The following is a 499-nucleotide window of genomic DNA, read 5'->3' on the forward strand; positions in this document are numbered from 1 at the left end:
TTGGAGAATGCCTTGGCAAGCATGCCAGTGACGAGCTTGAATTCAGGGCGCCTGTTCATTTCGAAGGCGATGATTTCGCCGTTATACAGGTCAAGCACGGGCGACAGATACAGCTTCTCGCCAGCGATGTTAAATTCGGTCACGTCCGTCACCCACTTCTTGTTTGCCGCATTCGCTTCGAACTGGCGATTTAACTCGTTCGGCGCTGCCTGGCCTACCTCGCCTTTGTACGACTTGTATTTCTTTGGCCTGACCAGCGATTTGAGTTTCAGCTCCCCCATGAGGCGCTGGACGGCTTTGTGATTGACGTGTTTGCCCAGCTGGCGCAGCGCAGCCGTTATGCGACGGTAGCCGTAACGCCCCTTGTGGCGCTCGAACTCGGCCTTGATTATCGCCTTCAATTCGGCGTCTTTATCCTCGGCTTCCAGAACGCTGACCTGGTAGTAATAGGTGCTGCGTGCCAGGCCAACGAGCTTGAGCAGACCAACAACTGGATACT

1 protein-coding gene is annotated in these 499 nt (G+C 54.9%); it reads right to left on the minus strand.

Going from position 1 to position 499, the window contains the following annotated elements:
• On the minus strand, positions 1–499 hold a 499-nt coding region (locus IFT60_RS27210), incomplete at both ends, for an IS3 family transposase (protein ID WP_192057028.1).

Origin of the sequence: Massilia sp. CFBP 13721 (assembly GCF_014842025.1) — a bacterium.
GTDB lineage: Bacteria > Pseudomonadota > Gammaproteobacteria > Burkholderiales > Burkholderiaceae_D > Telluria.